The sequence below is a fragment of the Mesorhizobium sp. HAY1-8B genome (genome assembly GCF_056868045.1).
Genome location: NZ_CP200321.1, coordinates 3542188 through 3568645 on the forward strand (window position 1 = coordinate 3542188; position 26458 = coordinate 3568645).

At 63.3% G+C, this 26458-nt stretch carries 26 protein-coding genes and 1 pseudogene; 9 read left to right on the forward strand and 18 right to left on the reverse strand.

Translation table 11 applies throughout. The features are described 5' to 3' along the window. Positions 1–115 precede the first annotated feature (115 nt). Positions 116–523: a tautomerase family protein gene (locus tag AC1VON_RS16555; RefSeq protein ID WP_172351172.1), complete on the reverse strand. Its 408-nt coding sequence runs from the start codon at positions 521–523 to the stop codon at positions 116–118. Positions 524–634: 111 nt separating this feature from the next. Between AC1VON_RS16555 and AC1VON_RS16560 the strand changes: the two genes are divergently transcribed. Continuing rightward, on the forward strand, positions 635–1498 hold the full coding sequence (locus tag AC1VON_RS16560) for a LysR substrate-binding domain-containing protein (protein WP_483124229.1): 864 nt from the start codon (positions 635–637) through the stop codon (positions 1496–1498). A 196-nt stretch (positions 1499–1694) separates the two neighbouring features. Here AC1VON_RS16560 and AC1VON_RS16565 read toward each other — a convergent pair. Beyond that, positions 1695–2604: pseudogene (locus AC1VON_RS16565) on the reverse strand (DMT family transporter). Between the two features lie 54 nt (positions 2605–2658). Beyond that, a complete protein-coding gene (locus AC1VON_RS16570; RefSeq protein ID WP_483124230.1) occupies positions 2659–3546 on the reverse strand; it encodes a DMT family transporter in 888 nt (295 codons plus the stop codon). A gap of 231 nt (positions 3547–3777) precedes the next feature. Between AC1VON_RS16570 and AC1VON_RS16575 the strand changes: the two genes are divergently transcribed. Continuing rightward, positions 3778–4284, forward strand: coding sequence for an OsmC family protein (locus AC1VON_RS16575; protein ID WP_483124231.1), 507 nt, complete (start codon positions 3778–3780; stop codon positions 4282–4284). Positions 4285–4446: 162 nt separating this feature from the next. Here the strand turns inward: AC1VON_RS16575 and AC1VON_RS16580 are convergent, their stop codons facing one another. The 13 genes from AC1VON_RS16580 to rpsF all read right to left on the reverse strand — a co-directional run bounded on the left by AC1VON_RS16580 (position 4447) and on the right by rpsF (position 16176). Beyond that, positions 4447–4665 carry a hypothetical protein gene (locus AC1VON_RS16580; RefSeq protein ID WP_027045347.1) on the reverse strand — a complete coding sequence of 73 codons (219 nt, stop codon included), beginning with the start codon at positions 4663–4665 and terminating at the stop codon, positions 4447–4449. A 169-nt stretch (positions 4666–4834) separates the two neighbouring features. Next, positions 4835–5476 (reverse strand): hypothetical protein, encoded by a 642-nt coding sequence (locus AC1VON_RS16585; protein WP_483124232.1) that lies wholly within the window; start codon positions 5474–5476, stop codon positions 4835–4837. Positions 5477–5569: 93 nt separating this feature from the next. After that, complete coding sequence (locus tag AC1VON_RS16590; RefSeq protein WP_172351166.1) at positions 5570–6310, reverse strand: SDR family NAD(P)-dependent oxidoreductase; 741 nt, start codon at positions 6308–6310, stop codon at positions 5570–5572. A gap of 24 nt (positions 6311–6334) precedes the next feature. Beyond that, complete coding sequence (gene purF, locus AC1VON_RS16595; protein WP_172351165.1) at positions 6335–7804, reverse strand: amidophosphoribosyltransferase; 1470 nt, start codon at positions 7802–7804, stop codon at positions 6335–6337. 93 nt (positions 7805–7897) lie between these two features. Further along, positions 7898–8563, reverse strand: a complete 666-nt coding sequence (locus tag AC1VON_RS16600) for a CvpA family protein (RefSeq protein ID WP_483124233.1) — start codon at positions 8561–8563, stop codon at positions 7898–7900. Between the two features lie 47 nt (positions 8564–8610). Then, the gene (gene radA, locus AC1VON_RS16605) at positions 8611–10014 is read right to left on the reverse strand and encodes a DNA repair protein RadA (RefSeq protein WP_056563272.1); all 1404 of its coding nucleotides are present in this window, start codon (positions 10012–10014) and stop codon (positions 8611–8613) included. A 45-nt stretch (positions 10015–10059) separates the two neighbouring features. After that, positions 10060–11553 carry a replicative DNA helicase gene (locus tag AC1VON_RS16610; RefSeq protein ID WP_172351163.1) on the reverse strand — a complete coding sequence of 498 codons (1494 nt, stop codon included), beginning with the start codon at positions 11551–11553 and terminating at the stop codon, positions 10060–10062. A 218-nt stretch (positions 11554–11771) separates the two neighbouring features. Beyond that, positions 11772–12749, reverse strand: a complete 978-nt coding sequence (locus tag AC1VON_RS16615; RefSeq protein WP_483124234.1) for a small ribosomal subunit Rsm22 family protein — start codon at positions 12747–12749, stop codon at positions 11772–11774. A 1-nt stretch (position 12750) separates the two neighbouring features. Next, positions 12751–13074: a YnfA family protein gene (locus tag AC1VON_RS16620; protein ID WP_483124235.1), complete on the reverse strand. Its 324-nt coding sequence runs from the start codon at positions 13072–13074 to the stop codon at positions 12751–12753. A gap of 92 nt (positions 13075–13166) precedes the next feature. After that, a complete protein-coding gene (locus tag AC1VON_RS16625) occupies positions 13167–14459 on the reverse strand; it encodes a class I SAM-dependent methyltransferase (protein WP_483124236.1) in 1293 nt (430 codons plus the stop codon). Positions 14460–14635: 176 nt separating this feature from the next. Further along, complete coding sequence (gene rplI / locus AC1VON_RS16630) at positions 14636–15220, reverse strand: 50S ribosomal protein L9 (RefSeq protein WP_056563263.1); 585 nt, start codon at positions 15218–15220, stop codon at positions 14636–14638. Between the two features lie 216 nt (positions 15221–15436). After that, the gene (rpsR, locus tag AC1VON_RS16635; protein WP_006203718.1) at positions 15437–15685 is read right to left on the reverse strand and encodes a 30S ribosomal protein S18; all 249 of its coding nucleotides are present in this window, start codon (positions 15683–15685) and stop codon (positions 15437–15439) included. Next, positions 15685–16176, reverse strand: a complete 492-nt coding sequence (rpsF, locus tag AC1VON_RS16640) for a 30S ribosomal protein S6 (RefSeq protein ID WP_140768422.1) — start codon at positions 16174–16176, stop codon at positions 15685–15687. Before rpsF ends, rpsR begins: the two co-directional genes overlap by 1 nt. 462 nt (positions 16177–16638) lie before the next feature. On the opposite strand from rpsF, the gene AC1VON_RS16645 reads away from it, so the two are divergent. Then, positions 16639–18276 (forward strand): pilus assembly protein, encoded by a 1638-nt coding sequence (locus tag AC1VON_RS16645; protein ID WP_483124237.1) that lies wholly within the window; start codon positions 16639–16641, stop codon positions 18274–18276. 46 nt (positions 18277–18322) lie between these two features. On the opposite strand, the gene AC1VON_RS16650 is transcribed toward AC1VON_RS16645, so the two are convergent. Next, positions 18323–20284, reverse strand: a complete 1962-nt coding sequence (locus AC1VON_RS16650; protein ID WP_483124238.1) for an LTA synthase family protein — start codon at positions 20282–20284, stop codon at positions 18323–18325. A gap of 246 nt (positions 20285–20530) precedes the next feature. Here AC1VON_RS16650 and fabD point away from each other — a divergent pair, with 246 nt between their 5' ends. The 4 genes from fabD (at position 20531) to fabF (ending at position 24008) form a co-directional block, all read left to right on the forward strand. Further along, positions 20531–21478 (forward strand): ACP S-malonyltransferase, encoded by a 948-nt coding sequence (gene fabD / locus AC1VON_RS16655; protein WP_483124239.1) that lies wholly within the window; start codon positions 20531–20533, stop codon positions 21476–21478. A gap of 59 nt (positions 21479–21537) precedes the next feature. Further along, a complete protein-coding gene (fabG, locus tag AC1VON_RS16660) occupies positions 21538–22275 on the forward strand; it encodes a 3-oxoacyl-[acyl-carrier-protein] reductase (protein ID WP_140768414.1) in 738 nt (245 codons plus the stop codon). Between the two features lie 199 nt (positions 22276–22474). Then, on the forward strand, positions 22475–22711 hold the full coding sequence (locus tag AC1VON_RS16665; protein ID WP_006203723.1) for an acyl carrier protein: 237 nt from the start codon (positions 22475–22477) through the stop codon (positions 22709–22711). 34 nt (positions 22712–22745) lie between these two features. Then, complete coding sequence (fabF, locus tag AC1VON_RS16670) at positions 22746–24008, forward strand: beta-ketoacyl-ACP synthase II (RefSeq protein WP_140768412.1); 1263 nt, start codon at positions 22746–22748, stop codon at positions 24006–24008. Here fabF and AC1VON_RS16675 read toward each other — a convergent pair. After that, positions 23996–24268, reverse strand: a complete 273-nt coding sequence (locus tag AC1VON_RS16675; protein ID WP_483124240.1) for a hypothetical protein — start codon at positions 24266–24268, stop codon at positions 23996–23998. The two genes, fabF and AC1VON_RS16675, sit on opposite strands and share 13 nt — an antisense overlap. Here AC1VON_RS16675 and mltG point away from each other — a divergent pair. Further along, positions 24267–25391, forward strand: a complete 1125-nt coding sequence (gene mltG, locus AC1VON_RS16680; protein ID WP_483124241.1) for an endolytic transglycosylase MltG — start codon at positions 24267–24269, stop codon at positions 25389–25391. The two genes, AC1VON_RS16675 and mltG, sit on opposite strands and share 2 nt — an antisense overlap. Before the next feature lie 157 nt (positions 25392–25548). Next, positions 25549–26439, forward strand: coding sequence for a YicC/YloC family endoribonuclease (locus AC1VON_RS16685; protein WP_483124242.1), 891 nt, complete (start codon positions 25549–25551; stop codon positions 26437–26439). Positions 26440–26458: the final 19 nt, after the last annotated feature.

A 26458-nucleotide genomic window follows, 5' to 3' on the forward strand; every position in this document is an offset into this window, starting at 1 on the left:
TTTTGTCATAGCGGCTCTTCCGCGGCCGCTTCGGGGGCAGAAGGTAGCGGAAGTGGGCGTGAGGTCAATGTGGAAGAGGGGGCCTTCTCCCTCTGGAGGGAGAAGGCCAAGGCCGTCATGCCGCCTTCAACCGCCCGCTGATGAATCGGAACTCCTGGGTCTTGCCGCCATAGCCATAGGCGGCGGCAGGTACTTCATGCACGAAGGCATAGCTTTCCTCGTGCACGCCGCCCAGGAGACGGTCGAAGGCATCGAAGAGAGCCTTGAGATAGGCTTCCAGCTCGAGCTTGGTGTTGGTGCCGTCGACCACCTTGATATCCAGCCAGAACGTGTTGGAGCCATGCTCGGCCAGCGATTTGCCGCCGGCGAACCAATGTTGCGGATCGAAATAGGATACGGCAACGGCTGTGATGGTCGGATCCTTGCGCAACTGCCTGGCGGTGATCTCGGTTATTTCCCCGGCAATCCTGGCCGACAAAGAGGCGTCTGGCTTGCCGGTGAGGCTGATGTTGATGATGGGCATTTTTCTTCTCCTGGCTCAGCGGCGTCTGATCGCCGTTGGAGAGACCATGTCACCATCTTTAAATCAAAAAAATCGAATTGTTTTCAACTAAAGATTCGATATTATCGAATTATGGAAGCTCTGGAACCCGACCTGCTCAAAACCTTCCTCGCTTTCGTCGACAGCGGCTCGCTGGCGCGGGCGGCGTCGAGTGTCGGCCGCTCGCCCTCGGCCGTGACGGCCCAGATGCAGCGGCTCGAGGAGATCGTCGGCGAGCCGCTTCTGGCGCCACAGGGGAGGGGGCGTGGGCTGACGCCGGCCGGCGAGGATCTCGTCGGTCATGCCAGGCGCATTCTTGCCGTTCATCGCGAGGCCTGGCTGGCGTTGAAGGGGGCGCGGGCTGCCGGGCGTGTCGCCATCGGGACGACGCAGGATTTCGCCGACAGCGGCCTGCCGGATCTGCTGCGTGCCTTCGCTGCCAGCCATCCCCGCGTCAGGATCGAATTGCGCGTTGGCCGCTCGGCCGAACTGGCGCAGGCCCTGCAGGCCGGCAGCCTGGATATTGCGATCGTCATGCGCCAGACGGCGGCTCCGGACGAGGTCGGTGTACTGCGCGAACCGATGATATGGCTGTGTTCACGCAAAGGGCTGGCCTCGCGGCAGGAAGAACTGCCGCTGGCGCTGCTCGATCCCTATTGCGGTTTTCGCGAGGCCGCACTCGCGGCACTCGATGCCGCCGGCCGCAATTATCGGATCGCCGCCGGAAGTGCCAGCCTGGCTGGGTTGCGCACGGCCGTAAATGCCGGCGTCGCATTGACGCTGCGCACCGCGCGCTTTGCTCATTCCGGCATCGTCGAGGCGCCGCGCGAGCTTGGCTTGCCGCAGGTTCCGATGGCGGAATTCGCGATCCGGTTGCGCGCCGGGGCCGATATTCCGGCGGGCGATCTGGCGACACTGCTCGGCGGCAATCTGGCTCTGGCCGGATCGCTTGGTTGATTCGGGAGAGCTCGGATATCGTCGACAAGGTATGGAAAAAGCCGACCTTGCGGTGGGGCCTGTTTAGCCAAGAAAAAGCCGACCTTACGGTCGGCTTGGAGTAGGACGGGCCGAGGGGTTTGGGGGGACTTGGGGGGTGACCCGTCGCATCAATAATGTCTGAGTCCGATGATGGTTCCGTGACTGTGTCACTTTTTTAAGAAATATTTGACGCCGTGCGTTGGGAGCGGGCCGACAGCCAGTCCCGGCCGGCATGGGCGAAGACCGCGCAGAGCACGATGGCGCCGCCGATCATGCTGGCTTCTGGCGCGATCTCGCCAAGAAACAGGAAGGCAAACAGGATCGCGAACGGCACCTCGGCCGAGCCGAGCAGCCCGGATTCGGCCGCAGGGATAAGCCGCGCCCCTTCCGTCCAAAGGATCGACGACAGCGCGAAGGACGCACCGAAAGTGACGAGGAGCGCGACATCCCTGGATGAAACCGCCAGCGGGTCGGTGACAAACCAGCCGAGTACGAACAGCAGAAATGCCGACACCGCACCGGCCCAGACCACCGGCGTGTCGCGGAAGGCACGCACCATGATCATGTAAAGACCGCTGCCTATGGTCATCAGCAGCGCCAGCCCGTCGCCGAAGAGGTGGCCGGTGCCGAAACCGGACCAAACCATGATCGCCACACCGCAAAGCGAGACGGCGGCGGCGACCATCGTCTGCATGCGGAAAGGTTCGCGAGTTCAGAATCCAGGCCAGAACCGCGGTCATGAAAGGTGCGGTGGCATAGATGACCGCGACATTGGCGACGTATGTGAATTTGAACGCCGAAATGAAGGCAATGCTCGCCAGTGCCCCTTCCACCGCCAGCAGCCAGCCGCGCCAGCCAAGCCGCAGGCTCTCGCGCCCGCCGGATCGGCGTCGTCGCCACAACACATAGAGCGTGATCAGGATCGAGCCGACAAAGCCACGCCAGCAGATGATGGTCAGCGGGTCGGCATGGATCGATTTTGTCAACACGCCCGTCAGGGCAAAGACAGCCGCCGAGCACGACACCAGGATAATACCCAATGTGCGCTCGGCGACAGTATCAGCAGTGGCTGTCACGTCAGTCATGCCGATAGCCTACGCCGTCCGGTCCTGACATCGTACTGTCACCACTGATGAACATCACAGCCGCTTGCGGAAATGTTCGCCGCCGACGATCAGCAGCCCGGCGGCGCCGATCAGCGCGGCGCCGAGAAACACTTCGCGGCGCGGCACGTCGCCCCAGATCGCAAAGCCGAGCGCGAACGCCCACAGCAGCGAACTGTATTCGAGAGGCGCGAGGATCGATGCCGGCGTGCGCTTCATGCCTTCGAAGAGGAGATACTGCGCCAGGCCGCCGAGCGCGCCGACACTGGCGAGAAGCAGCAACTCGGTCAGATCAGGCGTATGCCACCGCAAAAGCGCCGGTACCGCCGAAAACACCAGGAAATAGAAATTGTTGAGGAGGAGCTGGATCATCGAGCGCTCGGCAAGCGCGGTCTTGCGCAGGAGCACGATGGCGATGGCCCACAAAAGTGCGGCCGCCAACACCAGCAGCACCGGCACCGACAGGCCGAGATGGGTGGGATCGCAAGCGACGAAGACACCGACAAAACCAATCAAGACCGCCAGCCAGCGCAGCATCGGCACTTTTTCGCCGAGCAGGAACACCGAAAGCACGGTGACGATGATCGGCGCCGCGTAATAGACGGTGGTCAGTTCGGCAAGCTGCACGCTGCGCGCGGCGTTGTAGTAGCATAGCCAGGCGGCGAGCGTGAAGGCGCTGCGCACCAGCATTGGCCGCACGATCGGCGAGCGTAGCGTGTCGGCGAACAGCTGCCGCCCGCCCATCGCGGCGCAGGCACTCAGAATGGTGATGCTGCGGAAGAACATGATCTGCCACACCGTCATTCCGGTCACCAGCAGCTTGATCGAGGCGTCCTGCGTCGAAAACAAGAGATAGGCGGCACCGGTCAGCAGGATTCCGGCGAGAACCCTTTCGCGTGTTTCGAGAATGGCGACATCGGCCATAGGCGCGGACCAGTGTTACAGGAAGCGACAGAAATTTCGTGGATCAACGTGATGGCCGGGAAGTCGGGCCTTCTTGCCAAGCTATACGGTCGAAAGTTGGCACAGCGCTACGCCAGCCCTGAGCTTGCGTTGGGGCAGGACCTGGCGGTCTTGCTTCCGGGACGCGATCGGCACTTATATCTGCCAAAGCCACGCTGCTCGCTGGCCGCAAAAGCGAAAGAGGCAACGCAAATGGATGCAACCGAACTGAAGGCCATGCAGGCGCCGCTTAAGCAGGCCTACCGCGACGACGCCTCGCGGGCGCTGATCACGTTGAGAGCGAAGGGTTCGATCGACAACCAGTCGGTGGCCTGCAAGGTCGAGACGGGCAGGGCGATCGCCATCGCCGGCCTGCATCCGGCAACCGGCGGCTCGGGGCTCGAGCTCTGTTCCGGCGACATGCTGCTTGAGGCCTTGGTGGCCTGCGCCGGCGTGACGCTGAAGGCGGTGGCGACAGCGCTCGAGTTCAAGCTCGGCGCCGCCTCGGTGGAGGCCGAAGGCGATCTTGATTTTCGCGGCACGCTGGGTGTCGCCAAGGATGCGCCGGTCGGCTTTCGTGCCATCCGGCTCAATTTCAGTCTCGACACGAATGAACCTCAGGAGCGTATCGACTCACTGCTGAAGCTGACGGAGCGCTACTGCGTGGTGTTCCAGACCATCAACCAGAAGCCGGAGCTGACGGTGAGCGCCCGGCGCTAATGATCTCCCCTCTTGAGGGGGAGATGTCGCCGAAGGCGACAGAGGGGGTCGGAACGTTCTGACGCGACACCCCTTTCGCTGGTAAAGGAGGTCAGCACTCCACGTGCGGCGACCCCTCTGGCCTGCCGGCCATCTCCCCCTCAAGGGAGGAGAGTGCGTTCATTATTGCGCAGCCGGCTCTTCGGCATCACCCTCGTCGGTGAAGGGCGAGGCGCTCGGTACGCATTGCACGGACCAGCCGGTTGGTGTCGGCTGCTTCTGATACTCGGTGATGGCGGCGGTGCATTGCTCGCGCTTGTCAAAGGTGCTGGGCAGCACCACCATGCCGCCCTGCGGGCCGGCGATTACCAGATACCAGACCAACGCTGCGGTTGTAGCCATGGGGATTTCCTTGTTCTGCCCAGCGGGGCGCTTGTTGTGGGAGTCGTTCCGATCCTAACAACTCCTCGGAAATGACGAAAGCATGACCGCGGGGCAGCCTTTCCCCTTCAGATCACAGCCGCGTGATCAATCGGCAGGCTGCTAACCGGCATATTGCTGCGGGCAGCGCTCAGTCGGTCGCAAAACAATAGAACAAGCCGTCGCCGCCAGTGCCTTTCAGCGCTTCCTGGCTGCAGCCGCCACGCGAGGCGTGCGAGGAATTCCACGACTTCGCCGCCGCCGAATTGTCAAGCCCGGTGCGGTCGTGATGCCCCATCATCGCCGCCCCTTCGGCGCCGCTCATCGTCCAGTCGCCGCAAGTCTGGTCGGCGATCCTGGTGCCGTCGGGTTTCGATCCGGTCAGCACATCATGCCGGTTCGGCGTGTCGCCACGGCCGGTGACCACTTCGCCCTTTTCGCTCAGCGCCGTCTGCTTGGTGATGCCGTTGGCGTCGCCATGCAAGGAGGCGACATCATCGGCGATTTTCTCGCCCTTGGCGTTGAACCAGGGCCCCTTGCCGATACGGTCGCGTGCATCCTCGGCGCTGGTCGAGAGATAGGCATGCCAGGTCTTTCCGGTGACGCCGGCGGCCTCGGCCAGCGAAGCGCAATGCGCGTCGGCGCCCTTCAAGCCGCCAAGATCGGCACCCTTTCCGGAGCCGACACTGGTGACGAAGAAACTCATCTTGGCATCTTGGGAGACGGCCACACCTGCTGTCGCGCCGAGAGCGGTCACAAAGGCGGTGGTGGCAATGAGAAGAAGTCTGCGCATATCGGTCCTCCGGTTTCGAATGTCCTACGTCAGAAGAACGTAGCCGGAGGCCCTTTTAATCCCTTTGGGACCCGTCAAACCGAAGGCGTGAGCTCATTCAGGCTGCCGGTAGGAGACGAAGCGGTTGTGCTTGGCCTGGAAGATCAGCCCGGTCTCTTCCAGCTCGGGGCTGGCCAGCGGCACGATCCGCTTGGCGATCTCCTGGGGATGCGGCAGCGTCTCCGGATCCTCGCCGGGTACGGCCTGGGCCCGCATGGCGGTGCGGGTGGCGCCCGGGTCGGCGGCATTGACGCGCAACGGCAGGCTCTGCGTCTCATGCGCCCAGGAGCGCATCATGGTCTCGACCGCCGCCTTCGATGCCGCGTAAGGCGCCCAGAAGGCACGCGCCGAATGCGCTGCGTTGGACGACAGGATGATGGCCCGGCCGGCATCCGAGAGCCGCAGCAGCGGGTCGACCGAGCGGATCAGCCGCCAGGTCGAGGTGACGTTGATGGTCATCACCTTCTCGAAGGTCTTCGCCTCGACATGGCCGATCGGCGAGATGACGCCGAGCACGCCGGCATTGGCGACGAGAATGTCGAGCTTGCCCCAGCGCTCATGGATGGCGCCGCCCAGCCGGTCGATGCCGGCCATGTCGGCGAGATCGAGAGGCACCAGCGTCGCCTGGCCCCCGGCCGCCTTGATCTGGTCGTCGAGTTCCTCGAGGCCTCCGACGGTGCGCGCAACGGCGATCACATGCGCGCCGGCGGCGGCCAATTCCCTGGCGATGAAATAGCCGATGCCGCGCGAGGCGCCGGTGACGACCGCAACGCGGCCGGTAAGGTCGAGGGTCATTCGAGAATTTCCGTAAGGTCTAGCCTACGCCCCGTTGTTCGCCAGCAGCGACAGTGTGCGCACATTGTCGTGGCCTTCGAAGTCGAGCAGGCGGGTTGGGTACTGGCCGGTGAAGCAGGCGTCGCAGAATTGCGGCTGCTCGTCATTGCGGCTGGCCTCGCCGACGGCGCGGTATAGCCCGTTTATCGAGAGGAAGCCGAGCGAATCGACGCGGATGAATTCGGCCATCTCTTCCACCGACATGCGCGACGCCAGGAGCTTCGACTTCTCCGGCGTGTCGACGCCATAGAAACAGGAAGCGCTGGTCGGCGGCGAGGCGATGCGCATGTGCACTTCCTTTGCGCCGGCATCGCGCACCATCTGCACGATCTTCTGGCTGGTGGTGCCGCGCACGATCGAATCGTCGACCAGCACCACGCGCTTGCCTTCGATCATGCGGCGGTTGGCATTGTGCTTCAGCTTGACGCCCATATGGCGGATCGAATCGCCGGGCTGGATGAAGGTACGGCCGACATAGTGGTTGCGGATGATGCCGAGCTCGAAGGGAATGCCCGCGGCTTGCGAAAAACCGATCGCCGCCGGCGTCCCCGAATCCGGCACCGGCACGACGATGTCGGCCTCGACCGGGTTTTCCTGCGCCAGTTCGGCGCCGATGCGCTTGCGCACCTCGTAGACGTTGCGACCCTCGACCGACGAATCCGGTCGGGCAAAATAGACATATTCGAAGATGCAGAAGCGGGTCTTCTGCGGCTCGAACGGGAACAGGCTTTCAATGCCCTTGGAGGTGACGACGACCATCTCGCCGGGCTTCAGGTCGCGCACGAAGCGCGCGCCGATAATGTCCAGCGCGCAGGTTTCGGAGGCGAGGATCCAGGCGCCGTCGAGATCGCCCAGCACCAGCGGGCGGATGCCGAGCGGATCGCGGCAGCCGATCATCTTCTTGGCCGTCATCGCCACCAGCGAGAACGCGCCTTCGACCTGACGAACGGCGTCGATGAAACGCGAGTTGAGGTCGCGCTCCTTGCTGGTCGCAACCAGGTGCAAAAGCGTCTCGGTGTCGGAGGTGGAGGAGAAGATCGCGCCCTGCTTCTGCAGCGCGCGCTGCACCGTCATGGCGTTGGTGAGATTGCCGTTGTGGGCGACGGCAAAGCCGCCATCGGCGAGCTCGGCGAAAAAGGGCTGGATGTTGCGCATGCCGGCGCCGCCGGTCGTGGCGTAGCGCGTGTGGCCGATGGCGCGGTTGCCTTGCAGACTGTCGATGACGCGCTGCTTGGTGAAAGTGTCGCCGATCAGGCCGACATGGCGTTCGACATGGAATTGGCTGCCATCATAGGAAACGATGCCGGCCGCTTCCTGGCCGCGATGCTGCAGCGCATGCAGTCCGAGCGTGACGATGGCCGCTGCGTCCTGTCGGCCGAAAATACCGAACACACCGCATTCGTCATGGAAATGGTCGTCGGCCTCGGCGGAAAGCACGTCGTCTGCGTCTGCCATCTTAAGCTCCGCTAAAATCGCCATATAGTGCGGGTTCGCGTCGAAAGCAACGCGCGCCGTGCAGTCGTTCACACCATCGTCAGTCCAAGCGCGTCAGTTTGCCGGGGCTGCCGGCGCTGCTGGCTTGGCCGTGTTGTCCGCCGGGCCGGCATCATTGTCGTCGGGAGCTGGTGCATTGGCGTCGTCGCCGCCGGCAGGAGCGTCCGCCGCCGGTGCATCCGGAGCGGCCGGCGTCTCGGCAGCGGGCTGATTCGGATTGAGCTTCTTGAGGATCGCGTTTTCCGGATCCTCGGGCAGCAGGCTTTCAAGCTTGGCGCCGATCTGCTCCAGCAGCGGCCGCGACTTGGCCTCCATCACCCAGGCCGGTGCCTTGGCGCCAGCCAGCCAGTTGAAGAACAGCAGCGCGACGGCGACGACCAGGATGCCGCGCGCGGCGCCGTAGAGGAAACCAAGCGTGCGGTCGAGCGCGCCGATCCGCGAATCGATGATCCAGTCGGCAAGCTTCATGGTGATGACCGAGACGACGATCAGCGCGATGATGAAGACGACGCCGGCGGAGGCCGCCATGGCGATCTTCTCATTGTCGATGTAGGGCTTAAGGTAAGGCAGGACTGGCTTGTAGAAGAAGAAAGCCGCCGCCGCCGCCGCCGCCCACGAGACGACAGACAGGACCTCGCGCGAGAAGCCGCGAACCATGGCGAGCATCGCCGAGACCAGGGTGAAGCCGACCAGGATTCCGTCAAGCAGCGTAATCGGCATGTCTTTCGCCCCACTCCGATCTCTTTTTCACGGCTCGACGAGCCGCGTTATTCTTCATCGTCGACGCGGCTGCGCCGTGAGCCGGCTATGCGCGCCACGAGGTCGGCAAGCTCGGTGGGCTGGAAAGCGCCGGCCCCGATCCCTCCGGCAAGTTCCTCGCTGCCCAAGGGCAGAACCGCGCTACCAAAACCCAGCTTTTCGGCTTCCTTGAGGCGCTGTTGCGCATGCGCAACCGGCCTCACAGCGCCCGAAAGGCTGATTTCGCCGAAATAGACGCAATCGGCGGGAAGGGCAAGACCGGTGAGCGAGGAAACCAGTGCGGCCGCGACCGCTAGATCGGCCGCCGGCTCGCTGATGCGGTAGCCGCCGGCGACATTGAGGTAGACGTCATGGGTGCCGAAACGAACGCCGCAATGCGCCTCCAGCACAGCCAGCACCATCGAAAGTCGCGCGCCGTCCCAGCCGACCACCGCCCGGCGCGGCGTGCCAAGCGAGGAGGGCGCCACCAGCGCCTGGATCTCGACCAGAACCGGCCTTGTGCCTTCCATGCCGGCGAAAACGGCCGCGCCTGGCGATTTCGCATGCCGCTCGCCCAGGAACAGTTCCGACGGGTTGGAGACCTCGCGCAACCCCTTGTCCGACATTTCAAAGACGCCAATCTCGTCGGTCGGTCCGAAACGGTTCTTCACCGTGCGCAGGATGCGGTAATGGTGGCCGCCTTCGCCCTCGAAATAGAGCACGCCGTCGACCATGTGCTCGACCACGCGCGGCCCGGCGATCTGGCCCTCCTTGGTGACATGGCCGACCAGGACGATGGCCGCACCCGTGGATTTCGCATAGCGGATCATCGCCTGTGCGGCGGCGCGCACCTGGGTGACCGTGCCCGGCGCCGAATCGGCAAGGTCGGTCCACAGCGTCTGGATCGAATCGAGAATAACCAGATCCGGCCGCTTGCCGTCGGCGATCGTGGCGAGGATGTCCTCGACATTTGTTTCCGCCGCGAGCTCGACCGGCGCCGAGGCAACGCCGAGGCGTTGCGCGCGCAGCCGGATCTGCGCGACGGCTTCTTCGCCCGAGACATAGACGATGCGGTGACCCTTTGACGCCAGCGCGGCAGCGGCCTGGGTGAGCAGCGTCGACTTGCCGATGCCGGGATCGCCGCCGACCAGAAGTGCGGAACCGCGTACAAAACCGCCGCCGGTGGCGCGGTCGAGCTCGCCGATGCCCGATATGATGCGCGGCGCGTCCTCGATATCGCCGGAGAGCGTGGTCAGCACCACCGCGCGGCCCTTGCGGGCGTTGCGCGTGTTGGCTGGCCCCGAACCGATACCGCCGGACGTGCCTTCCTCGACCAGCGTGTTCCACTCGCCGCAGGCGTCGCATTTGCCGGCCCAGCGCTGATGCACCGATCCGCAGTTCTGGCAGATGAACTGGACGCGCGATTTGGCCATTAGGCTGCCGCGAGTTGGAACGGAGCGGGTCGGTAGGTCAAAAAGCTACTCAAACCTCTCCGCGATATGGTGCTCTTCCGCCAGATCGGAGAAGCGGGTGAATTCGCCGTGGAAGGCGAGTGTCACCGATCCCGTCGGGCCGTGGCGCTGCTTGGCGACGATGACCTCGGCCTTGCCGCGCATCTCGTTCATCTCGTTTTCCCACTTGACGTATTCCTCCGTGCCGAGCTTCGGCTCACGGTTCTTGAGGTAATACTCCTCGCGGTAGACGAACATCACGACGTCGGCGTCCTGCTCGATCGAACCGGATTCACGCAAGTCGGAGAGTTGCGGGCGCTTGTCGTCGCGGCTTTCGACCTGACGCGACAGCTGCGAGAGCGCGATGATCGGCACGGCCAGTTCCTTGGCCAGCGCCTTCAGGCCCGTCGTGATTTCGGTGATTTCCTGCACGCGGTTCTGCGAGGCCCTGGCGCTCGAGCCCTGCATCAGCTGGATATAGTCGATGACGATCAGGTCGAGGCCGCGCTGGCGCTTCAGGCGGCGTGCGCGGGCGGACAGCTGCGCAATGGAGATACCGCCGGTCTGGTCGATGAAAAGCGGGATTTTTTGCATGGTCTGCGAACAGGCGACCAGCTTTTCGAAGTCCATTTCGCTGATTTCGCCGCGGCGGATTTTTGAGGACGAGATTTCCGTCTGCTCGGAGATGATACGGGTTGCGAGCTGCTCGGACGACATTTCGAGCGAGAAGAAGCCGACGACGCCGCCATTGGCCGCCTTGAACGATCCGTCTGCCTGCTGCGCCGGCACATAGGCCTCGGCGATGTTGAAGGCGATGTTGGTGGCGAGCGACGTCTTGCCCATGCCCGGGCGGCCGGCAAGCACGATCAGATCGGACGATTGCAGGCCGCCCATGCGGCGGTCGAGATCGCGCATGCCGGTGGCGAGGCCCGACAGGTGTCCGTCGCGCATATAGGCCGCATTGGCCATGTCCACGGCCGTCTTGACCGCGTCGGTGAAGCTCTCGAAGCCGCCATCGTAGCGGCCGGTTTCGGCCAGCTCGAACAGTCGGCGCTCGGCGTCCTCGATCTGCTCGGAAGGCGACATGTCGACCGGCGCGTCATAGGCGATGTTGACCATGTCTTCGCCGACGGTGATCAGCGCTCGGCGCGTCGCCAGGTCATAGATGGCGCGGCCATAGTCGGTGGCGTTGACGACGGTGACGGCTTCGACCGCCAGCCGCACGATATATTGCGCCACCGTCATGTCGCCGACCTTTTCGTCGGCCGGCAGGAAGGTCTTCAAGGTGATCGGCGTCGCCACCTTGCCCATGCGGATGAGCTCGGCCGCGATCTCGAAGATCCGGCGGTGCAGGGGTTCGTAGAAATGGCCCGGCTTCAGGAAGTCCGAGACGCGGTAGAAGGCATCGTTGTTGACGAGGATCGCGCCGAGCAGCGCCTGCTCCGCCTCGATGTTGTTTGGCGCCTCGCGATAAAGCGGTTGCTGCTCCGCCACGCCGAATTTTCTCGCTGCCTCTGCCATGATATCCCCGATTTCGATCCCGGCCTCTCGATATCAGAACGAAACGAAACCGTGCTGACCTTTCTGCATCACCCCACGACCAACCAACCTTGATGCCCGTTGTTCACAGGAACGGAAAACCGTCCACAGGACAGTGTTCCTGTGTCCCGATTCCGGTTGACTCGGCAAGCGGCGATTCTTACTCGTACTATTGGAACGAAGCAAGAACAATCGGCCGTTCACGTACCGCGTGGTTCCAGCCTGTCGCCCCAGTTCAGCCGCCGGGCCAGCTTGAAGTCCGCGCCGTCACGCTTGGTGAAGAGTTGCTCGGCGGTGTCGCCGTCTTTCCGGCAAAGCTTGAGCAGAACCTTGCCCGAGCCCGATTTCGGCGGTGCGATGACGCGCGGGGCGTGGGAGGCGGTGGGCTGGCGCGACGCGGCGACAAAAATGAATTTCTCGTCTTCCCACGGCACCTCAGCGTCCTTGGCCAGCCGGTGCAGGCGCGAGCGGGCGACGCGGCGGGCAAAGTGACACCAGTCGGGCGGGCTGAGCGGGCAGGGCGCTTCGTGCGGACAAGGCGCCAGCACATGCGCGCCGGCCGCGATCAGTTGCGCGCGCACCGCCAGAATGCGCTGCCAGCCCGCCGGCGTGCCCGGCTCGATGATCAGCAGCGTGTCCGTCGTCAACCGCCACAGCCGGTCGACCATCTTGGGCAGCGATGCCGGCACGATCTCGTCCAGCACATAGGCGCAGGTGACAAGATCCGCCGGCCGAAGGTCGGCTAGGTCTGTTGTGACGTCGCCGGCCTGCCAAACGGTTCGGGCCGGGATGGCGTCGGCGGCAAGCGCCTCGCCGATCTTGCGCACCGCCGCACTCGCTTCCAGCAGAACCGCCTGTTCGAGATCGGGCCAGAGATCGTTGGTGGCCCAAAGCACCGTACCAGGACCGGCGCCGACATCGAGCAGGGTTTTCGGCGCGAAATCCGGCCGGGCCGCGTTCAGTGCGTCGAGGCTGGCGCGGACCGCGGCATAGGTCGCCGGCAGCCGCGTCGCCAGATAGGCCTTGACCGCCATGTCCTGCGCCATGTGCAGGCGGCCGTCGCGCAGTTCGGCGCGGTAGCGGTCCGACAGGGTTTTCGCCGCCTGCTTCAGTTCCGGCAGCGGGACTTTTTCCAGGATGCGATCGACGGCGTGTCGAAGAGAGGCAGGCAGTTCCACGCTAGGCTCCTCGCGGCGCGAGCAGGATGAGCGAAGCGCCGGCCATGCAGAGCGCGGCACCACCAAGATCCCAGCGGTCGGGCCGCACGCCTTCCACCAGCCACAGCCAGCCAAGCGAGGCGACGATGTAGATGCCGCCATAAGCGGCATAGGCACGGCCGGCGGCATTGGTATCGACCAGCGCCAGAAGCCAGGCGAACAGGAGCAGCGAGACGAAGCCCGGCGCCAGCCACAGCGGCGATCTTTCCAGCCGCCACCAGGCCCACACCGAAAAACAACCTGCGATCTCGGCCAGTGCGGCGGCGGCATAGACGACATAGGTCATGAAAAAGGCCCCGTGACGATCACGAGGCCTTTTTCAGGGCAGGGGCCGGGAATGGCAAGCGGCAATGGCGAGAGCGCACCAACGTTTCGTTTCTACTCCGCCACCTTGCGGCGCCGCGCGGGCTTGGTGGCCTTCTCGACGGGAGCCGCTTCGCGGCGGCCCAGGTCACGCATTTCCAGTGCCTTTTCGCATTTTGCCATATAGTCGCGGGTCACCGGCAGCGTGTCGTTCTTCTTGGTGATCTGGAACTGGAAGATGACCAGGTCCTGCCAGCGGAAGGCGGCTTCGGAAGCGGCCAGATAGAATTCCCACATACGGCAGAAGCGTTCGTCGTAGATGGCCTTGGCCTTGTCGCGATTGGCGGCGAAACGCTGGCTCCAGTGCTTCAGCGTATCGGCATAGTGGAGCCGCAGGATCTCGACATCCGTGACCACGAGGCCGGACTTCTCGATCGCCGGCAGCACCTCCGACATTGCCGGTATGTAGCCGCCCGGGAAAATATACTTGCGGATGAAGGCGCTGGTCGCCCACGGCACGCCGGAGCGGCCGATCGTATGCAGGAGCATGACGCCATCGGGCTTGAGCAACGTTGCCGCCTTGTCGAAGAAGGTGCGGAAGTGGTTCACGCCGACATGTTCGAACATGCCGACCGAAACGATGCGGTCGAAGCGTTCGTTGAGTTCGCGATAGTCCTTCAGCTCGAAATGGACGTGATTTTCCAGGCCTTGCGCATGCGCCCTGTCGGTGGCCACGCCATGCTGTTCGGTCGACAGCGTCACGCCCTGCACGTCGACGTCGAAGGCCTTGGCGAGATAAAGGCCGAGCCCGCCCCAGCCGGAGCCGATATCGAGCACGGTCTGGCCGGCTTTCAGCCTGAGCTTGGCGGCGATATGACGCTTCTTCGCCGCCTGCGCCTCGTCCAGCGTCATGTCCGGCTGCTCAAAATAGGCGCAGGAATACTGCATGTCCTCGTCGAGGAAGAGCCGGTACAGGTCGCCCGACAGATCGTAATGACGCTGCACGTTGCGGCGCGAGCGCGAGGCGGTGTTGATCTGCTGCAGTCGGCGGAAGGCGTGGCGCAGGCCCTCGATGGCTTTCGACCATGTCGCGTCGATGCCGCCGCTGCCCATGTTCTGGAAGGCAATGCGCATCAGGCCGAGCACGCCGCCTTCGAGGATGTCGAGTTCACCGTCCATGTAGGCTTCAGGCACGGCCAGCATCGGGTCGAAGGTGATGGCCCGTTCGGCGTGCCGGGTCTTGATGTGCATGTGCACTGGCTCGCCGCTGCCGTCGCCGAAGACGACTGTCAAGCCCTTGGGCCCGGTTACCTTGAGATTGCCCGTGCGCACCAGGCGATCGAGAACGCGCTTCAGCAGAATGTTCATAACCAAATGTCCCCTCACGGTCAGACCGGCTGCCTTAATTCTGCAACAATATATAGGGGTTCGAAAAGTTCCATTTGGTATAAAAATGCCCGGGCGAGAGGCCCGGGCATTGGTCCAGAATGGCTGGATTACGACAAAGTGATCGGGAGCGCTGCTCCTTTGCTTGTCGTGGGCGATCAGGCGTTGTCTTCGCCGCCGTCGAACTCGGCGTTCGGATCGAAGAAGTTTTCCGGCCGCGCATTGTCATTGATGTCGTCGCCATAAATGGCTTCGGCGGTGGTCAGCGTCTCGCCCTTGGCCTGGCGTTCGGCCTCATCGGCCGTGCGGGCGATGTTGAGCGTGATGGTGACTTCGACTTCCGGATGCAGCGCGATCGCCACATTGGTGAGACCGATGGTCTTGATCGGCTGGTTGAGCTGGATCTGGTTGCGGTTGACCGTGAAGCCTTCCGCCGTCAACAGATCCGCGATGTCGCGCGTCGACACCGAACCGTAGAGCTGACCGGTCTCGCCGGCCGAGCGAACGGCGATGAAGCTCTTGCCGTCGAGCTTTTCGGCAACTTGGCTGGCTTCCGACTTGCGCTCGAGATTGCGGGCTTCGAGCTGGGCGCGCTGGCCTTCGAACTTCTTCTTGTTGGCTTCGTTGGCGCGTAGCGCCTTGCCCTGCGGCAGCAGGAAATTACGGGCAAAGCCGTCCTTGACCTTGACGGTATCACCCATCTGGCCGAGGCGGGAAACGCGTTCGAGAAGAATGACTTCCATGGTTTTGTTCCTTTTGGTTGGGCGCCCGTCCACAGGGCAGGCGCCGAATTCTCTGGAACAGGTCAGGAAGCAAAAGAGGCGTTGCCGCCGGTGTCGCTGTCCTGCCTGTCGCGGCAGTTAGAGGCCTTGGCCTCAACTCGGGATTTGATGCCTGAACCGATCATGCCCGTCATGGCCGGCGAAAGGAACGGGCGGCGAGCCGCCCGTTCGAGAGATTTAGCGGACCACGTAGGGCAGCAGGCCGAGGAAACGGGCGCGCTTGATCGCCTTGGCGAGTTCGCGCTGCTTCTTCTGGCTGACGGCGGTAATACGCGACGGCACGATCTTGCCGCGCTCGGAAATGTAGCGCTGCAGGAGACGCACGTCCTTGTAGTCGATCTTGGGCGCGTTGGCGCCGGAGAACGGGCAGGTCTTGCGGCGACGGTGGAACGGGCGCCGGGTCGGGATCTGGTTGATGTCGACCATTATTCTGCACCCCCTTCAAAGCCTTCGCGCGGACGGCGCGGACCACGATCGCCACCGGCATCGCCGAACGAACGCGGCGGACGATCGCCACGGTCGCCGCGATCACGGTCGCCGAACGAACGCGGGCCGCGATCGCGGTCACCGAAGCTGCCGCGCTCGGAGCGCTCTTCGCGCTTCTGCATCATGGCCGAGGGACCTTCCTCATGCGCCTCGACCTTGATGGTCAGGAAACGCAGGACGTCCTCGGACAGGCCCATCTGGCGCTCCATCTCGTTGAGCGCTGCCGGCGGGCAGTCGAGGTCCATGAGCGTGTAGTATGCCTTCCGGTTCTTGTTGACCCGGTAGGTGAGGGACTTCAGTCCCCAGTTCTCCACCCGGCCGACGGACCCGCCATTCGCGGAGATGACGCCCTTGTACTGTTCGACAAGCGCATCGACCTGCTGCTGCGAGAGGTCCTGCCGGGCAAGAAACACATGTTCGTAAAGAGCCATTATGGTTCAGTGCCTTTCTTCGTTTCTCTCCCGGTTCCCGGCGGCAAAAGCCTCTGCAACTTCTCTGACCCGTTGAGCCCAGGAGGGCACGGGGAAGAAAGGAGCATGACGAGACGGTCGAGAGCGGAGACACGGGAGGCGGAAGCACTTCTGGCTTCACACGAAGGCTCTTGATAAAACCTCCGGCCCTCCGTTCAGCCCCCAGCTGGGACCGGCAGATTGGCGGCGTCTATACAGCAATCCACCGAGAAGGCAAGGGCAAGCGGCGTTCCCGATGTCGCAGCGCGCTGGAAATGAAGCGGCTGCGTCCGTACCGCCTGGCGATTTTTGGCAACCAGCCTTTAACCACAATGTGAGGTTGCACAGGGTTGAGCCCCGCCGTCAACGGTCGATTCATCATGGAAGGCGCAAAAGCCCGCGCAATCCGCGTAGGCCAAGCGGTGAGCATTTCCGGGGGTAAGGATGCTTCTCAACAAATTCTGGCGCTCGAAGAGCGGCAATTTCGCGCTTCTGATGGGGCTCGGTCTGCCGGCCATCCTGTCGGCCGTCGCCTTCGCGGTTGATGTGTCGACCATCATGCGGGCCAAGAGCAACCTGCAGAATGCGCTCGACGCCGCAAATCTCGCCTCCTCTCATCTCGGCGATCTGGATATTACCCGCACGGACGCCTTCGATCGCTATTTTCAGGCCAACATCGTCGGACATGGCGAACTCGCCAACGCGCAGGCGACGCTGACCGTCGACAGGGGCGTCAACTTCATCAAGACAAAGGCGGTTGCCTCGGCGGACGTCAATTTGAACTTCGCCTTCCTGTTCGGCCAGAACAGGCACATCGTCGTCGATGCCTCGGCTGTCGAATCGAACAATCAGCTCGAAGTCGTGCTGGTGCTGGACAATACCGGCTCGATGGCCGGTGCCCGCATGACGGCATTGAGGACGGCAACGAAGTCCCTGCTGGACACGCTTGAGGCGACAAAATCGCCGACGCGCCAGGTGCGTGCCTCGCTGGTTCCCTTTGTCACGGCGGTCAACGTCAATGGCGATGGGTTCGATCCGTCTTGGATCGACATGGACGGGAAGTCCTCGACCAACGGCATCAATTTTCCCATCATCGACGGCAAGCGGCCGACCCATATGGCGCTGTTCAAGCAACTGGGGCTGAAGGGCGGTTGGAAAGACACCGGATGGAAAGGCTGCGTCGAGGCTCGCCCCGGCGCCTACAACATTTCCGATACGCCACCGGATCCGAACAAGCCCGACACGCTGTTCGTGCCCTATTTCGCTCCCGACGATCCAGCACCTGCCACCAAGCCGTCAGGCTCCTATGGCAACTCGGCGACCGGCTACAACAATTCGTACCTCGACGACACCATAGACAAGAACAAGCTCAAGCAGTCCGGCATCAATGCGCTGGGTATCGACCTCAGCGGCCTGCTCGGAGGTGCGATCGACGCGCTGTTGGCCGCTGATCTGGAAAAAATCGCCAAATATGTCGCCTCGACGAACCAACTCGTCACCGAAACCGGCACCGCCATCACCGTCGGGCCGAATCGCTCCTGCCCGACCCCTATCGTTCCCTTGACCGACGACTTCGTCAAATTGCGCAAGGCGGCGAGCCAGATGACGGAATGGAACGGTTCCGGCACCAATGTCTCGGAAGGCCTGTCGTGGGGCATGCGGGTGCTTTCACCAGGCGCGCCCTATACCGATGGGGTGCCATTCAAGTCGCCGGGCGTCAGCAAGATTGTCATGCTGCTTACCGACGGCGAGAATGTCGTCTATGGCGCCAGCAATCAGCCGACCAAGTCCGACTACACGTCCTATGGCTACCTGGCGGGTGGCCGCTTCGGGTCGGACAACCAGACGACGGCGGCCCGCAATGTCGACGGCTGGACCAAGAGCGTTTGCACGCAATTGAAGAACGAAGGCGTGCAGATCTACACGATGGTGCTGCAGTCAGACACCGCCGCCAACCGGGCGCTTTACAGCGCCTGCGCTTCCGACCCGAGCGACTATTATGCCGTCAACGACCCGGCCAAACTGCCGAACGTCTTTCAGCAGATCGCCAACAAGTTCTCGAAGCTGCAACTCACGAACTGAGCGCTCGATCTCGAGAGGGCTGCCGCATCTGAAGGATGTGGAACCCTTAACTCGTATGGGCGACGATCTTGTCGACCGTCTCGGGGAAGAAGTCGGGCGCGGCATGGCGCTTGCCGAACATCATGTCGTACTGGATGAGCCGGAAATCGCGGATTGCCGGATCGATCTCCTTCTGACGTGACCAATCGGGCGTGGCTTCGCCGGCCGGGGTCAGCAGCAGGTTGCGGTCGACGACGCGGTAGCGTTCCCGCATCTCGCCCAGGAAGCCCGTGTAGTAGGGATGGGTGATGCCGGCTGCGGTGAGTATGTGATAGGGTAGGAATGCCGGGCTGACCGTGCCGAGATCCGCGACCGGACCGGAGCGGTTCGACCAGATGATCAGCGGTGTCTCGTGATGGTCGAGGGCGGCTTGCGGTGTCGGCTCCTTGCGTGGCGCGACGTTGTCCTTCAGGAAGCCGGTCTCGACATAAACTGGCCCCAGCGGCGGCAGATGGTCGCCGAAGAAGGCGACAATCGTCGGCCGTTCGCGCTTCTTGGCCCATTCGATCAGCCGTTCAAGGCCGTGGTCCGCGTCGGCTGAACCCTCCGCATAGCTCAACAGCGAATCGCGCGCCCACTGGCTGATCGGGGCCTGCACGGCGTGGGTCGGGTTGTAATAGCGGTTCGGTTCATAGGGGCCATGGTTCTGCAGGCTGACCGCGAAGAAGAACACCGGATCGTCACTGGCGTCGGCTTCCCGGATGATCTCATCCGTCATCGCCGCATCCGATGCCAGCGGTCCGCGCTTTTCCATGGGCGGCAGCGTCTCTTCCGACTTGAAATCGTTGAAACCGAAATCGGCGTATACCGCGCCACGGTTCCAGAACCAGTTGGTGCCCGGATGGATGGCGCGCGCCCGGTAGCCCTCGCTCTTCAGGAAGGTCGCCATCGATGGTGTCGGCGTGCGCACATATTGCTGGTAGGGGATGCTGCCGGCCGGCAGGAAAGCGTTGGAAAAACCGGTCAGCGCCTCGAATTCGATATTTGCGGTCATGCCGCCGAATTCAGGCGAGAACATCGAACCGGAACGCAATGCCCGCACGGTGGGAATGGGATCCGGTGTGATGGTGACGCCGGGCAGCTTGGTCGGATCCCAGAAGGATTCGCTCATGACGACGATGATGTCTGGCTTTTCATTAGGCACCGAGGCCGTTATCTGCGGCCGGTCGATCGCCGCGATCGCCTTTTCCGTATAGCCCGGGGGGGCCGAGACATGGGCCATCGGCACGTTGAGCGCGAAGGCCAGCGCAAAGCCGTTGGAGGCGTAGTTTTCCTTCTGGTCCCACATGATCGGGATGATCTGCAGCCGATCCCTGGTCCATGAGAAGGTGGCATAGTCCATGATCGATACGAAGAAGGCGAGCAGCGGCACCGCCAGCGTCAGCCGGGCAAGGCGACCCTTGTGGCTGAGCGCGGGAACCTTGCGGCGCCACAGCCGCCAGCCGTAGACGAGCAGCGATAGGCCGGCGACGATGCCGACGACCATGGCGAGCGCGGTCATCGGCCGTTCACGCACCAGGAGCGGCAACAGGGCGAAGATCTGGCGGGCGTAGAGGAAATCCGTCGGGTAGAGCGGATCGCCGAGATAATGCGATTTCTGGTGGCCGACAAAGGCCAGCGAGAGCGTCAATGGCGCGACAATCATCAGGCTCTGATGGCTGCGGCCGAGCACGGCGTCGAGGCCGATCAGGATCAGCGCGAACACGACGATGGTCGTCCAGCCCGGCTTGAGCGGCTGCAGGAAGAAGGAGACGGTGCCGGCAAAGTCACCGCGCACGATCAATTCGATGGCGAACACCAGGATGGTTGAGATCGCCAGGCTGATCAATCCGTAGCGGACGACCGGCCATGTCCGGCCCGGCAGATAGCCGGTGGACGGATCGTCTTCCAGGAACTGAGGCGCGGCTTTACCGGCGCGTTTCGAACTCTTTGCCACTTCAACTTCCCACCCAGCGACAACCCAAATCATGCGATTGTCATATAATTGTCACGCAAAGCTAGCGCCTGTGGCGGAAATAAGAAGAGCCAGCGAACGATTCGTGAGCGGTTTTCATCAGGAGTGATCGCCAAAAAGCCCTTTCGGAACAGGCACTCGGCGCAGGGTTCAGGTCTGGAGACAGGCCGAGCCGGGCTTGACTTGGCGGGCTGCCTTGCGCCACAGGCAGGAAAAATTCGTGTTATCAGGCAAGCACAACCAGTCTTCGGGAGCCCTAGCATGGCCGTCGCATTCACCTTTCCGGGACAAGGCAGCCAGGCTGTCGGAATGGGCAAGGATCTTGCCGATGCCTTTCCGGAAGCGCGCAGGATCTTCCAGGAAGTCGACGACGCGCTTGGCGAGAACCTGTCGAAGCTGATCTGGGAAGGTCCGGAAGAGACGTTGACGCTGACCGCCAATGCGCAGCCGGCACTGATGGCGGTTTCGCTGGCTGCCGTGAGGGCACTGGAAGCGCGCGGTTTCTCGCTGAAGGACAAGGTCGCTTATGTCGCCGGCCATTCGCTGGGCGAATATTCGGCCCTTGCCGCCGCCGGCTTTGTTTCCGTCGCCGATGCAGCCCGACTGCTGCGCATTCGTGGCAACGCCATGCAGGCGGCGGTGCCGGCCGGCGAGGGCGCCATGGCGGCGATCATCGGACTGGAGCAGGCGGATGTCGAAGCCGCCTGCACCGAGGCCGCGCAAGGATCCGGCAAGGTCTGCCAGATCGCCAACGACAATGGCGGCGGCCAGCTGGTCATCTCCGGCGCCAAGGCCGCGGTCGAACTGGCGGCGAAACTGTGCACCGAAAAGGGCGCCAAGCGGGCGCTGATGCTGCAGGTCTCGGCGCCCTTCCATTCCGCCTTGATGGCGCCGGCGGCGAACGTCATGCGCGACGCGCTCGCCGGAGTGGTGAAGAACGCGCCGGCGGTTCCCGTGGTGTCTAACGTCACCGTGACCCCGACCGGCGATCCGGATGAGATCGCCCGGCGCCTGGTCGAGCAGATAACCGGCCGCGTGCGCTGGCGCGAAACGGTGGAGTGGTTCGGCGCCAACGGCGTCGCGACGCTTTACGAGATCGGCGCCGGCAAGGTGCTGTCGGGCCTGGCACGGCGCATCAACCGCGATATCGCTACATCGGCTGTCGGCACGTCGGCCGATGTTGAGGCGGCACTGGCCGCACTCGCATAATACACTGGCGATTTGACCCCTTCCGTGTGAAGGGTGTTTTCTCAGATCAGGAGACAAAAATGTTCGAACTGACCGGCCGCAAGGCGCTCGTCACCGGCGCATCGGGAGGCATCGGCGAGGCGATCGCCCGCGTGCTGCATGCGCAAGGCGCCATTGTCGGCCTGCACGGCACCCGCATCGAGAAACTTGAGACACTGGCCGCCGAACTCGGCGACCGGGTAAAGCTGTTTCCGGCCAATCTGGCGAATCGCGACGAGGTCAAGGCGCTTGGCCAGAAGGCGGAGGCCGATCTCGAAGGCGTCGACATCCTCGTCAACAATGCCGGCATTACCAAGGACGGGCTGTTCGTGCGCATGTCGGACGCCGACTGGGACAGCGTGATCGAAGTCAATCTGACCGCCGTTTTCCGGCTGACGCGCGAACTCACCCATCCGATGATGCGCCGCCGCCATGGCCGCATCATCAACATCACCTCGGTGGTTGGTGTCACCGGCAATCCCGGCCAAACCAACTACTGCGCCTCCAAGGCCGGGATGATCGGCTTCTCCAAGTCGCTGGCGCAGGAGATCGCCACCCGCAACATCACAGTCAACTGCGTTGCCCCGGGCTTCATCGAATCGGCGATGACCGACAAGCTCAACGACAAGCAGAAAGAGGCGATCATGGCGGCGATCCCGACGCGCCGCATGGGATCGAGTGTTGAAGTGGCGTCCGCCGTCGCCTACCTCGCCTCCAACGAAGCCGCCTACGTCACCGGGCAGACCATCCATGTCAACGGCGGCATGGCCATGATTTGACCAGACATGGCGGGGTTGTGAAAAGACACCATTTCACCTTGGACCTCGGCCATTTTTCGTGTAATGCGGCCCGCAACCCGGCGGTTCGGGCAAAAACCGGTCCGTAGCCGTTGCGTTTCCGGCAGGACCATCTTTCAGCTTGATTAGCGGCATTCTGCCCGCTAACGAAGACAGACAAACAAAAGACGAGGATGCCCAAATGAGTGACACCGCAGAGCGCGTCAAGAAGATCGTCATCGAGCACCTTGGCGTCGATGCCGACAAAGTGACGGAGCAGGCGAGCTTCATCGATGATCTGGGCGCTGACAGCCTCGATACGGTCGAACTCGTCATGGCGTTCGAAGAAGAGTTTGGCGTCGAGATTCCCGACGACGCGGCCGAGACCATCCTGACCGTCGGCGATGCGGTGAAGTACATCGACAAGGCTTCGGCCTGACGCTTTCCGCAGTCATCACCGGGGAGGACCTGCGATGAGGCGTGTCGTCGTCACGGGCCTTGGGTTGTTGTCGCCGTTCGGCATGGGCTTTGAGCACAGCTGGAAGGAACTTCTGACCGGCCGCAGCGCCGCCAAGCGCATCACCGAGTTCGAGGTGGAGGATCTTGCCTGCAAGGTCGCCCACGTCATTCCGCGTGGTGACGGCAGCAATGCTACCTTCAATCCAGAGGCCGTGCTCGAGCCTAAGGAATTGCGCAAGATCGGCGACTTCATCCTGTACGGGATTGCCGCCGCCGACGAGGCGCTGAAGGATTCCGGCTGGGAGCCCAAGACGCATGAGGAGCAGTGCGCCACCGGCGTGCTCATCGGGTCCGGCATTGGGGGCATCGAGGGCATCGCCGAGAACGCGATCATCCTCAAGGAGCGTGGGCCGCGCCGCATCAGCCCCTTCTTCATCCCTGGCCAGATCATCAATCTTGTCTCTGGCCAGGTTTCAATCCGGCACGGGCTGAAAGGCCCGAACCATGCCGTCGTCACTGCCTGTTCGACCGGCGCGCACGCCATTGGCGATGCTGCCCGGCTGATCATGTGGGGTGATGCCGACGTGATGGTCGCCGGTGGCGCCGAAGCGCCGGTGACGCGGCTGTCAATCGCAGGCTTCGCCGCCTGTCGGGCGCTGTCGACCGAGCGCAATGACACGCCGCAGACGGCCTCGCGTCCCTATGACCGTGACCGAGACGGCTTCGTCATGGGCGAGGGCGCCGGTGTCGTGGTGCTGGAAGAACTCGAGCATGCCAAGGCACGCGGGGCGAAAATCTACGCTGAGGTGACCGGCTACGGTCTCACGGGCGATGCCTATCATATCACCGCGCCGGCTGAAGACGGCGACGGCGCTTTCCGTTGCATGACGGCGGCGTTGAACCGGGCCAAGCTTACGCCTTCCGATGTCGACTACATCAACGCGCATGGCACCTCGACCATGGCCGACACGATCGAACTCGGCGCCGTCGAGCGGCTTGTTGGCAATGCCGCGTCGAAGATTTCGATGTCGTCGACCAAGTCGTCGATCGGCCATCTGCTGGGGGCGGCGGGTGCCGCCGAGGCGATCTTTTCGATTCTCGCGATCAGAGACAATATCGCACCGGCGACCATCAACCTCGACAACCCGGAGCGTGAAACCGCGATCGACCTGGTGCCGAACAAGCCTCGCTCCCGCCAGATCGACGTGGCGCTGTCCAATTCCTTCGGCTTCGGCGGCACAAACGCTTCGCTTGTGTTCCAGCGCTACAATGGCTGATCGTCCGGCCGCCGGACGATGCTTCGGCGTGCCGTCAATTTTGCCATATTCGCCCCTACTCTGCCGCAGGGGATTCGCTGGGCGATCAAACGGTAGGGCAAAATGAACACAAATCCGGTGGGCAACGGAGAATTCGGGCAACGGCCGGCGAACACCGGGCCGATCGTGCCGAAGACAGCCAGCGAGGCCTTGCGGCCGGAAGCCGGAACACCGCCGCCGAAACGCTCGCGCGCTTCGCGCAGCCAGGTCGTGGTGTTCATGAACTTCGTCATCTCCTCGGTGATGCTGCTGGTTCTGGCGGCGGGCGTGGCGCTCTATTTCGGCAAGCAGGAATTCACCGAACCCGGTCCTTCGGCCAATGGCGACACCTTCCTGGTCAAGGCGAACACCGGCGTCCAGGACATCGCCGACCAGCTTGAGCGCCGCGGACTGATCAGCGACGCCCGTGTCTTCCGCCTTGGCGTGCGAGCCTTCGGCAATGATTCCGCGCTCAAGGCCGGCGAATACGAAATCAAGCCCAGGGCATCCATGCGCGACATCATGGAACTCCTGAAGAGCGGCAAGTCGGTGATGTACTCGCTGACCATCCCGGAAGGGCTGACAGTTGAGCAGGCCCTGCAGCGTATCGCCGACGAACCCGCCCTGAGTGGCGACATGCCTTCGACAACGCCTCCCGAGGGCAGCCTTGCCACAGACACGCTGCGCTTCACGCGTGGCGCGACGCGCCAGCAGATGATCGACAAGCTGCTGGCCGATCAGAAGAAGCTGGTTGACGAAGTATGGCAGCGGCGCGCGCCGGACCTGCCGCTCGCCAGTATCGAGGACTTTGTCACCCTGGCGTCGATCGTCGAGAAGGAAACTGGCAGGGGTGACGAGCGTTCGCGCGTCGCCGCCGTCTTCCTGAACCGGTTGGCAAAGGGCATGCGCCTGCAATCCGATCCGACCATCATCTATGGTCTGTTCGGTGGCAAGGGAAAGCCCGCCGACCGCCCGATCTACCAGTCCGACATCCAAAAGCAGACGCCTTACAACACCTATGCGATCAACGGCCTGCCGCCGACGCCGATCGCCAATCCGGGCCGTGCGGCACTTGAGGCCGTGGCCAATCCATCGAAGACCGACGATCTCTATTTCGTCGCCGACGGCACGGGCGGTCACGTCTTTGCCGCGACGCTGGACGAGCACAATGAGAACGTCGCTCGTTATCGTGCGCTGCAGAAAAAGCAGGCCGATGACGCGGCCAAGGCCGCTGCCGCTGGTGCCAATGGCAATGCGGACAAGCCTGCTGCCGACAAGCCTGCTGCCGACAAGCCCGCCGACGGCGGCGATAGCACCGGTGGCGACAATGGCGATGCCGGCGGCGATGCGGGTGATGTCCAGTAGGACGAAGAAAGGCGTTGCCCGGAAGGCGACAGCCTGACATTTGAAAGAACGCCACGCGTCCGATTTCGACGCGCCCGCGGCGTGGTTGTTTTCAAGCAGCACTTACCCTGTCCGGAAAACCGGTTTCGGGGTGATGCGCCAGGGATGTGCAGGCGACATGAATTTGCAGAGCATGACAGGATTCGCACGTGCCGTCGCCGAGCATGACGGCACCTCGATCGCCTGGGAGGTCAAGTCCGTCAACGGCAAGAGCGTCGAGGTACGGCTGCGGTTGCCGCAAGGTTTCGAGCGGCTGGAGCCGGCGGTCCGACAGACGCTGCAGAAGCGTTTCGCCCGTGGCAATTTCCAGGCGACGCTCACGATCGGCCGCGCCGGTGGCGCGCAGGCGCAACCCGTCGTCAATGAGGCGTTTTTGAAAGACCTTGCGGGTCTCGCCAAGCGTCTGCAGGAACAATTCGGTGTTGCCCCGGCGACAGCCGACGGATTGCTGTCGCTGCGAGGCGTGCTCGACATTCCTGAAACCGTCGAAACCGAGGAGGCGCGCGCCGCGCTCGACGCCGCCATCACCGTGGCGCTCGACGTCGCGCTGAAAGGGCTGGAACAGGCACGGCAGGGCGAGGGTGCGGCACTGGCTTTGCTGCTGTCCGGTCACATCGATGCCATCGAGGCACTGACGTTGCGCGCGGAGGCGGATCCCTCACGCGACACCGCGGCGATCCGTGAACGCATCGCCGAGCAGGTCAGGCTGCTGATGGACGCCTCCGCCAATCTGGACGCCAGCCGGCTGCACATGGAGGCGGCATTCCTTGCGACCAAGGCTGATATTCGCGAAGAGATCGACCGGCTGAAGACGCATGTCGCATCTGGCCGGGCCCTGCTTGGGGGTGGCGGCGCCGTCGGCCGCAAGCTCGATTTTCTGGCACAGGAATTTAACCGCGAATCGAATACGCTGTGCTCGAAGTCGAACGCCGCAGCCGTCACCGCGATCGGGCTGGAGCTGAAGGCCGTGGTCGACCAGTTTCGTGAACAGGTCCAGAATCTGGAGTAGCCGATGGTTGCCAAGGAAC